Genomic DNA, 1,106 nt, shown 5'->3' with positions numbered 1-1,106 from the left:
CACGAGCTCGGCAGCGATTTTATTCCAATCTCGCTGAACGGCATTGGTGGCGAAGGCGTCTATGGTGAGCTGACGGTTGGCTATGACTATATGGTCTCGCCCCGGTTCCTCATCGGCGGTCTGCTGGACGCTCACGTGGGCAACATCAAGACCACGCTGGACATTACGGGGTTCGACGCTTCGATCAAGGAAACCTACGGTTTCGACGCTGGCCTGCGTCTCGGCTACCTCTTGACGCCGAACACTCTGGGCTACGTGCTGGGTGGCTATTCCTGGCAGAAGTACAAGCTCGATACGAACGCCGGCTTCGACTTTGATTGGGATCAGAGCGGGTATTTTGTCGGAGGTGGCATCGAAACGGCCATCAACAGCAATTGGACGATCAAGACTGAGTATCGCTATACGGGCTTCGGGACCAAGGACGATCTTCTTTCCGAGGCTGGCATTGTCGGAGTACCGGACGGTCTCCTGAATCTTGACACCTCGCGCCATACTTTCCAGATCGCAGCCAATTACCGTTTCGGTGCACAGAACGGCGGCGGCGCTGCCTTCGAGACGCCAGCCTACAACTGGACCGGCTTCTATATCGGTGGCGCTGGTGGCGCCGGTGCGTCCGTGCATCAGATCAACGTTCCGCCGCTCGGCGACCTGGAATTCAATGGTCTCGGTGGCGAAGGTGCCTTTGGTGAACTGAACGTCGGCTACGATCATGACTTCGGCAGCTGGGTCGCAGGCGTCATGGTCGATGCACGCTACTCCGGCATGACTTCCAAGCTGGATCTCGGCGGCGGGTCGATCAACGTCGATACCGACTATGGGTTCGATGTGCTGGGCCGCGTCGGCATGAAGATGAACGAATCGACCCTTGCCTATGCGCTTGCCGGCTACAGCTGGCAGCATTTCGATCTGAACGCTTCCGACCCGATCGGCGACATTCTCGACTGGGGTTCCAGCGGTTTCTCGGTTGGTGGCGGCCTGGAAACGGCTCTGTCCAGCAATGTCACCGTTGGCCTCGAATATCGCTATTCGCAGTTCGCCGAGAAGGACTTTTCTTCGGAATTCGGCGCACCCGACGACACCCTTACCTCGACTTCCTCTTTCCACAC

Annotated in this window: 1 protein-coding gene; it reads left to right on the top strand. The window is 58.0% G+C overall.

Translation table 11 applies throughout. The features are described 5' to 3' along the window. Window positions 1-1,106, top strand: a 1,106-nt coding sequence (locus tag EN984_RS35600; RefSeq protein ID WP_127384402.1) for an outer membrane beta-barrel protein, incomplete at both ends; no start/stop codon positions are given.

This window comes from Mesorhizobium sp. M7A.F.Ca.CA.004.12.1.1 (genome assembly GCF_003997835.1).
In the GTDB taxonomy this organism is placed as follows: Bacteria; Pseudomonadota; Alphaproteobacteria; order Rhizobiales; family Rhizobiaceae; genus Mesorhizobium.
Note: the sequence above shows the minus strand (reverse complement) of the source record. Positions and strands in the feature narration are given on the sequence as shown.